At 74.2% G+C, this 9055-nt stretch carries 2 protein-coding genes; both read right to left on the reverse strand.

Translation table 11 applies throughout. The annotated features are described in order from the left end of the window. Positions 1-19: 19 nt before the first annotated feature. Positions 20-8749: a non-ribosomal peptide synthetase gene (locus tag B7P44_RS18390; protein ID WP_084907041.1), complete on the reverse strand. Its 8730-nt coding sequence runs from the start codon at positions 8747-8749 to the stop codon at positions 20-22. Positions 8750-8792: 43 nt separating this feature from the next. Beyond that, positions 8793-9011 (reverse strand): MbtH family protein, encoded by a 219-nt coding sequence (locus B7P44_RS18395; protein ID WP_084907043.1) that lies wholly within the window; start codon positions 9009-9011, stop codon positions 8793-8795. Positions 9012-9055 lie beyond the last annotated feature (44 nt).

Here is a 9055-nt window from a genome sequence, read left to right on the forward strand (position 1 = left end):
GAAAAAATGCATGAAAGGATCAGCTTGCATCGGCGCGCGGCGCGGCATCGAGCACCGCGTCGATGCGTGCGGCGATCGCGTTGGCGAGCGGGGCCAGGTGCGCGCCGCGCGCCATGCTCAGGTGGTCGCCCGCCGCGCGATGGAGCGAGACGCCCGCCGACGTGTGCGCCGACCAGCCGAGATCCGCGCCGCCGCCGGCCGGATGCGCGCCGGCGTCGCTGATCCAGACGGCGACGGGCGTGCCGATCGGCGCGGGCGCCGGCCGGCCGGCGAGCGTCTTGTCGGCCGCGAGGTTCGCGCGGTACACGTCGACCATCCGCGCGATCCGGCTCGCGGGCACGTCGGGCGGCACGACGCCGCTTGCCCTGAGCCGCGCGGCGAACGCGTCGATCCGCTGCGCGTGCGTGAGCGGCGCGAGTGTCGCCGCGTCGATCCGCAGGTCGCGGCCGAGCGATTCGGCGAGCGCGGTCGTCATGTATTCGAGCAGGCCCGGCTCGTCGGCGGGCAGTTGCGCGGCGAACCCGGCATCGCTGACCGGCGGCGCGTCGAGCGCGACGACGAGGCGCGGCGTCGCGCCGTCGCGTTCGAGCGCGCGCGCGACCCACGCCGCGACGCTCGCGCCCCACGAATACCCGACGAGAATGAGCGGCGCGTTGGTTGCACCCGCCGCGCCCGCGTCGGCGAGCGCGCGCGCATGCGCGGCGGCGATCGCCTCGACGTCGGTGAGCGGCGTCGCGTGTTCGTCGAGCCCGGCCGCCTGCAGCCCGAGCACGCGATAGCGCGCGCCGAGGGCCGTGGCGAGCGGCACGAGCGACACGACGAGCCCGGAGATGTCGGGCAGCAGCGCGATCGTCGCGCGGTGCGCATGCGCGTCGCCGCCGAGCGGGATCACCGCGGCGCCGGACGCGATGTCCGCGCGCACGGGCGTCGCGTCGGGCGTGCTCGCCGCGGTTGCGGCGCGATCGACGGCCGCGGCGAGCGCTGCGATGCCCGCGTGCGAGAACAGCGTGGCGAGCGGCAGCGCGACGCCGAAGCGGCGCTCGATCTGCGCGACCAGCTTGACTGCGAGCAGCGAATCGCCGCCGAGCGTGAAGAAGTCCGCGTGCAGCGAGTCGACCGGATGGCCGAGCAGGTCCTCCCACAGCGCGCGCATCGCGGCTTCGGTCGGGCTGCCCGCGGCGTCGCGCGCGACGGCGCGGGCCTGCTCGGGCGCGGGCAGGCGGTCGCGGTCGAGCTTGCCGTTCGCGTTGACGGGCAGCGCGTCGATCGCGAGCACGCGTGCCGGCACGACGGCGGCGGGCAGGTGCGCGGCGAGATGCGCGCGCAGTACGTCGCTCGCGTCATGCGCGCCGACGTCGTCGGTCAGCACCGCGTAGGCGATCAGCTCCTGCCGGTCGTCCCCATGCGTGACGACGCGCGCGGCCGCCTGTCGAACCCACGGATGCGCCGCGAGGCACGCGTCGATCTCGGTCAGCTCGATCCGGATGCCGCGCAGCTTGACCTGCGCGTCGCGCCGGCCGAGGAAGTCGAGCGTGCCGTCGCGTCGCCAGCGGACCCGGTCGCCGGTTCGGTACAGCCGTTCGCCGTGTGCGAACGGGTCCGGCACGAAGCGCGCGGCGGTGAGCCCGGCGCGGCCCAGGTAGCCGCGCGCGACGCCGGCGCCGCCGATGTACAGCTCGCCTTCGACGCCGACGGGCGCGAGCGCGCCACGGGCGTCGAGCACGACGAGGCGGCTGCCCGCGATCGGCGCGCCGATCGGGACAGAGGCGGGGACAGATGCGGGCGCAGATGCGGGCATGGCGGCGGCCGGCGCGCGGCCGACGAACTGCAGGCTGGCCCAGACGGTCGCCTCGGTCGGGCCGTATTCGTTCGCGAGCGTGCACGCGGGGCCGTGCCGGTAGTGCGCATCGACGACGTTCGCGGTCAGCGTCTCGCCCGCGAGCACGACGACTTCGAGCGGCGCGAGCGACGCCGCGCACAGGTCCACCGCGAGCTTGTACAGCGACGGCACGCCGAGCCAGCCCGCGACGCGGCCGCGCTCGACCACGGCGGCGAGCGCACGCGGGTCGCGCGCGCCTTGCGCATCGGGGATGTGCAGCGTGCCGCCGCTCGCGAGCATCCAGAACAGCGTCGCGATCGAGCTGTCGAACGCGAGCGACGGCACGAGCAGCATGCTCGGGACCGGCGGGTACGCGGCGACGCGCGCGGCGGTCGACGCGGCGAGGCTGCGATGGCTGATCGCGACGCCCTTCGGCACGCCGGTCGAGCCGGACGTGAAGATCGCGTATGCCAGCGCGTCCGGATGCACGGGCGAATCGACCGGCGACGCGTCGCGCGCGGCGATGTCGGCTGCGTCGCGATCGACGAGCAGCATGGCGCGGGCCGCGTCGGCGAAGCGCGGCGCGAGCCCGGTGCGCGAGATCACGAGCGCGGGCTGCGCCTCGGCGAGGATCGTCGCCGCGCGCGCGGGCGGCTGCTCCGGATCGACCGGCACGTACACGCCGCCCGCGCGCAGGATCGCGACGAGCGCGACCACGGCGTCGATCGAGCGTTCGAGCGCGACGGCGACGACGGTCTCGGGGCCGACGCCCAGCGCGCGCAACTGGCGCGCGAGCCGGTTCGCGGCGGCGTCGAGTTCGGCGTAGCCGAGCGTGCGATCGGCGGCGACGAGCGCCGGATGCTCGGGCGCGGCGAGCGCGTGTCGTGCGATCGCGTCGTGCACGAGCGGCGCATCGAGCCGCGCCGCGCGACGGTCGCCGAACGCGAGCAGCTGCGTGCGCGCCGCGTCGTCGAGGCCGTCGAGCCGGGCGAGCGGCGCGTCCGGCAGGCGCGCGATGTCGGCGTACAGCCGCCGCAGCCGCCCGCTCAGCGCGTCGATCGTCTCGCGGTCGAACAGGTCCGCATCGTATTGCCAGTCGAGCCGCAGCCGGCCGGACGCCGTGTCCTCGTGCGCGAACAGCGTCAGCTCGAACTGCGCGGCCGTCTCGTCGTCGTCGAACGCGTCGATCTCGAGCCCCGGCAGCCGCAGCGCATGCTGCGGCGCGCTCTGCAGCACGAGCATCGCCTGGAACAGCGGCGTGCGGTCGAGCGTGCGCGCGTGGCCCGACGCGGCGACGATCGTCTCGAACGGCACGTCCTGCCATTCGAACGCGTCGAGCACGACGTCGCGCAGGCGGGCGAGCGCGTCGCGCGCGCTCGGCTCGCCGCGGAAGTCGCAGCGCAGCGGCAGCGTGTTCAGGAAGCAGCCGATCATGCGCTCGGCGTCGCGCGACGGCCGCTGCGCGATCGGGCTGCCGATCACGACTTCGTCCTGGGCGGCGTCGCGCGCGAGGAGCCATGCGTAGCCCGCGAGCAGCACGACGAACAGCGTCGTGTCGGCCTGCCGCGCGAGCGCGCGCAGCGCGGCCGTTTCGGCGGCGTCCAGCGTGAACGACACCTTGCCGCCCGCATGGCTGCGCTGTGCGCGCCGCGGCCGATCGGTCGCGAGCGCGAGGGCGTCGGGCGCGCCCGCGAGCCGCTGCCGCCAGCGCTCGAGCGCCGCGTCGAGGCGCGCGCCGGACGCCGCCGCGCGCTGGCGCGACGCGTAGTCGGCATAGCCGAACGGCAGCGGTTCGAGCGGCGCGCCGTTCGCATAGCCATGCGCGAACTCGCGCGCGAACAGGCCGAGCGACCAGCCGTCGCAGACGATGTGATGCATCGCGACGACCAGCAGCGCGTCGTGCGCGCCGAGCGTCAGCAGGCCGACGCGCAGCGGCGGCTCGGCGGCGAGATCGAAGCGCTCGAGCGCGAAGCGGCGGGCGGCGTCGCGCACGGCCGCGTCGTCCGCGCCCGCGAGATCGACGATGCGCAGTTCGGGGCGCCAGCCGGCGTGCACGCGCTGGCGCGGCGCGTCGCCTTCGAGCGCGAACGTCGTGCGCAGGCTGTCGTGCCGCGCGACGATCGCGTCGATCGCGCGCCGCGCGGCGGCGACGTCGAGCGGCCCGCGCAGGCGCAGCGCGGACGCGATGTGATAGAGCGCGCTGTCGCCGCCCGCGAGGCGGTCGAGGAACCAGAAGCGTTGCTGCGCGAACGACAGCGGGGCGGCGGGGCCGATGGCGGGCGTTTGCGCAGTCGCGTGCGTCTGCGAGGCCGGGGCGGCGTGTGCGTCGTCGCGATCGCCCGGCGGTTGCGCGCTCGGCTGTTCGCCGGCCGGCTCGCCGATCGGGGCGGCCGCGTCGATTTCCGCCGCGAGGCCCTGCACGGTCGGATGGTCGAAGATCGTCCGCAGCCGCAGGTCGATCCCGTGTTCGTCGCGCAGCCGCGCAGCCACCTGCGTCGCGAGCAGCGAATGGCCGCCGAGCTCGAAGAAGTGGCCGGCGCGGCCCACGCGCGCGATACCGAGCACTTCCGCATAGACCGATGCGACCAGGTGCTCGGTCGCGCTCACCGCGTCGCGCGTGTCGCCGCCTGCCGGCTCCGCGACGGCGGCCGCCTGCTGCGCGGACGGCAGCGCGGCACGGTCGAGCTTGCCGTTCGGCGTGAGCGGCAGGCGGTCGAGCAGCAGCACGGTCGACGGCACCATGTGCGCGGGCAGGCGCTTTTGCAGATGCGCGCGCAACGTGCGCGGCAGGTCGTCGGTCTGGCGGAACGGCACGTTGAAGAAGCGCAGCAGGTCGGCGTCGGCGGACAGCGGGACGGTATGGGGGCCGGACACACGCGATACACCGGGCGCATTCGCCGTCGTCACGTGCAGCGCGGCGTGCGCAGCCTCAGTGGGTCCGACGAACGCATCGAACGCGCCGCGTGCGTCGCCCTCCGACCAGCGCAGCCGGCACGCAGCACCCGCCGCCGACGCAGCCGCATCGACGGCGGCAGGATCGACCGCATCGTCGTGCGCGGTCGTCGCGAACCCCTCGGGCAGCAGCGCGCCGTCGTCATCGGCGTCGAGCCACGCGAGGAACGCATTCGCCTGCGCGACGCGGGCATTCGGAATCCGCCGGACGACGATGCCCGCTTCCGCGCGCAGCGCGTCGTCGCACAGCGCGCGGAGGTCGGCCGTGGCTGCTGTCTCGACATCGCGCGGCGCAGCGCCCGCGCTTGCGTCGCCGCCTGTCTTCGTGATGACCGCGTCGTAGCGGTACGCCGCAAGCTCGTTGCCGCACGCGAAGTGCTTCAGCCGCACGTCGACGTCGGCCACATCGTCGCGCCGGCTGGCGAGCGCATCGAAGAACGCCGGATCGAACAGCAGCTCGGGCTCGTGCGCGACGAGCCGCTGCAATTGCGCGCGCAGCGTCGCGCGGTCGCGCGCGCTGTCGGGCCGGCGCAGCAGCTTCGTCGCGTGGAACTGGCGCAGCAGCGGCAGGCTGCGCAGGTCGCCGACGATCAGCCGGCCACCCGGCGCGAGATGGTCGAGCGCGCGTTCGATGACGCGCAGCGCATACGCGGCGTCGGGAAAGTACTGCGCGACCGAGTTGACGACGATCGTGTCGAAATCGCGATCGAGACCGTCGAGCGCGGCGGCTTCACGCTCGACGAGCGTCACCGTGCGCAGCCCGCGCCGCTCGACGACGCTGCCGAGCCGCGCGATCGCCTGCGCGGAGAAGTCGAGCCCGACGTAGCGTTCGCACGACGCGGCGAGCGGCAGCAGCAGCATGCCGCTGCCGCAGCCGATCTCGAGCACGCGGCGCGTCGGCCGCTCGCGGATGCGCGCGAGCATTTCGTCGCGCCACATCCGCATCTCGTCGCGCGGGATCGGCTCGCCGTCGTAGCTGTCGGTCCAGCCGACGATGTCGAGCAGCTCGTCGTCGGCCGCGTCGGCGCTGTAGATCATGTCGAAGCTGTCGCGCCAGCCGGGCGCGGCGTCGGACCCGGCGTCGGACCCGGCCGACGCCGCAGGTGCGCCGGCGTCGTCGGTGCGCGGCACCGCATACGCGGCGAGTTGCGCGGCGTCGCCCGCGCCCGTCACGACGATCGCGCAGTCGGCGACGGCCGGATGCTCGCGCAGCGCCGCCTCGATGTCGCCGAGCTCGATCCGGAACCCGCGCAGCTTGACCTGCTGATCCGCGCGGCCCCGGTATTCGAGCCGGCCGTGCGCGTCGAGGCGGCCGAGGTCGCCGCTGCGGTAGAGCCGGCTGCCGGCGGCGTCGACGATGAAGCGCTCGGCCGTCAGCGCGTCGCGGCCAAGGTAGCCGCGCGCGACGCCCGCGCCGCCGACCAGGATCTCGCCGACCATGCCGGGCGGCACCGGCTGCAGGTGCGGGTCGACGAGCCGGATCGTCATGTCGGGCAGCGGCTCGCCGATCAGGCTGCCGTTGCGGCCGCGCACGTCGGCGAGCGTGATGCGCCGGTAGGTGACGTGCACGGTCGTCTCGGTGATGCCGTACATGTTGACGAGCACCGGCGCGTCGTCGCCGTGGCGGTCGATCCAGCCGCGCAGGCTCGACAGCTCCAGCGCCTCGCCGCCGAAGATCACGTGGCGCAGCGCGAGCTCCGCCTCGCGGCCGTTGCGCTCCTCCTCGGCGATCAGCTGGCGGAACGCCGACGGCGTCTGGTTCAGCACGGTCACGCGCGCGTCGCAGAGCAGGTCGTAGAACGCGTCGGCCGTGCGGCGCACCGCCTCGGGCACGATCACGAGCTCGCCGCCGTGCGCGAGCGCGCCCCAGATTTCCCACACCGAGAAGTCGAACGCGCTCGAGTGGAACAGCGTCCACACGTCGGTCTCGTCGAAGCCGAACAGCGGCTCCGTCGACGTGAACAGCCGCGCGAGGTTGCCGGCCGTCACGCACACGCCCTTCGGGCGGCCCGTCGAGCCCGACGTGAAGATCACGTACGCGAGCGCGCCGGGGTCGGGCGCGGGGAGCGGCTGCGGCGCGACGGGCGGCGCGTCGTCGTCGACCGACCAGACCGCCGACGTCGCGTGCGCGGCGGCGGGCAGCGTCGCCGCGAGCGCGCGCTCGGTGAGCACGACGGCGGGCCGCGCGTCTTCCAGCACCGTCAGCACGCGCGCTTCCGGATAGCCGGGGTCGAGCGGAATGTACGCGGCGCCCGCGCGCAGCACGGCGAGCATCGCGACGATCGTGTCGAAGCCGGGCCGGAACCACAGGCCGACGCGCGCGCCCGGGCCGAGGCCGGCGGCGACGAGCCGGTGCGCGAGCGCATCGGCGCGCGCGTCGAGCGCGCCGTAATGGAGCGTCGCATCGCCGAAACGCAGCGCGACCGCGTCGGGCCGGGCGCGCGCGTGTGCGCGCACGCGCTCGCAGACGGGCGCGAAGCGCGTGTCGGGCGATGCGGCACCGGGCGCCGTGGCGTCGATCGCGGAATCGTTCGATAAGGCGAGCTTTGACACCGGCAGGTCCGGCGCGCGCGCCGCGTGTTCGAGCAGCGCGCCGAACTGCGCGGCAAGCCGCTCGACCGACGCGCGCTCGAACAGGTCCGCGTCGAACGACAACGCGAGCGCAAGCCCGTCGCCGTCGCGCGCGAAGAACAGTTCGAGATCGAAGCGCGACGCCTCCTGCGCGACGATCGGCTCGACCGTCAGGCCGCCGAGCGCGAACGTCGCGTCGGGCGCCTGGTCGAGCATCGTGACCGCGACCTGGAACAGCGGATTGCGGCCCGCTTCGCGCGGCACGCGCAGCTCGTCGACGAGCTTGTCGTACGGCAGCGCCGCGTGGCTCATCGCGTCGCGGATCACGGTGGTTTGCCGGCGCGTCAGCTCGCGCAGGCCCGGGTCGCCGGACAGGTCGCCGCGCAGCACCACCATGTTCGCGAAGAAGCCGACCAGCGCCTGCGTCTCGACGCGATCGCGGCCGGACACCGACGTGCCGATCACGACGTCGTCCTGTCGCGCGTGGCGCGCGAGCAGCGCCATCAGGCCGGCGACGAGCACGGTAAACAGCGTCGTGCGCTCGTCGCGCGCGATGCGTTCGAGCGCCGTCACGGTGCCGGAGGGAATCGCGGCCGACAGCAGGCGCTCGGCCGGCGCCGCGTGGCGCCGCTTGTTGTTGCGGATGCCGCGCACGCCGTCGAGCGGCAGCTCCAGCGGCGTCGCGCCCGCGAGCTGGGTGCGCCAGTACGCGCGCTCGCGCGCCCAGTCCTCGCCGCCCGCGCGCTGCCACGCGGCGAAATCGCCATAGGTGATGCCGAGCGGCGGCAGCGCGTGCGGCCGGCCCGCGCGCCGCGCGTCGTACAGGCCGATCAGCTCGCGCAGCAGGATGCTCATCGACGTCGCGTCGCCGAACAGGTGATCGAGATGCATCAGCACCGCATGCTCTGCGGCCGACAGCCGCACGATGCGCAGCCGGAACGGGCGTCCGGCCGCGAGATCGAACGGCGTCGCGAACAGCGCGCGCGCGGCGTCGACGAGCGTCGCGTGCTGCGCGGCGTCGGGGCGGCCGGTCCAGTCCTCGACCGCGATGTCGGCGCCGCCGGGCGCGCCCACCTGCTGCTCGGGCACGCCGTCGCGCACGCGGATCGCGGTGCGCAGCGCGTCGTGGCGGCGCACCAGTTCGTCGACGCAGTCGACGAACAGCGTCTCGTCGAGCGCGCCGCGCAGCCGGAACGCGCTGCCGATCGTGTAGCCGCTGCCGCTTTCGTTCAGCTCGTGCAGGAACCACAGGCGCTGCTGCGCGAACGACAGCGGCGCGGCCGCGCCGGGCGGCCTGCGCGGAATCGCGCGGTCGGGGGCGAGCGCGGCGACGTCGTCGCCTGCAAGGGATTTCAGCAACGCGAGATCGAGATCGAAATCGAGATCAAGACCGGTATCGTGGGTCATGTACGGCTCCGTCGGTTCGGCATCGGGATCGGCAGAGCCGTGCTTACGACTGCGGCTGCGCTTGTTCGAGGAAGCGCCGCAGGCTGAGCGGGCGCATGTCGGTCCACACCTCGTCGACGTACGCGATGCATTCGTCCTCGGTGCCGGTCTTGCCGGCTTCGCGCCAGCCGGCGGGCACGGGCCGGTAGGTCGGCCAGATCGAATACTGTTCTTCGTCGTTGATGACGACCGTGTAGACGGTGTCGTGATCGATGTCTGCCATGAGCGTTCTCCTGGTGAAAGTGCTGTAAATCGAAAAATCCGTCA

It is taken from the genome of Burkholderia ubonensis subsp. mesacidophila (assembly GCF_002097715.1).
Lineage (GTDB): Bacteria > Pseudomonadota > Gammaproteobacteria > Burkholderiales > Burkholderiaceae > Burkholderia > Burkholderia mesacidophila.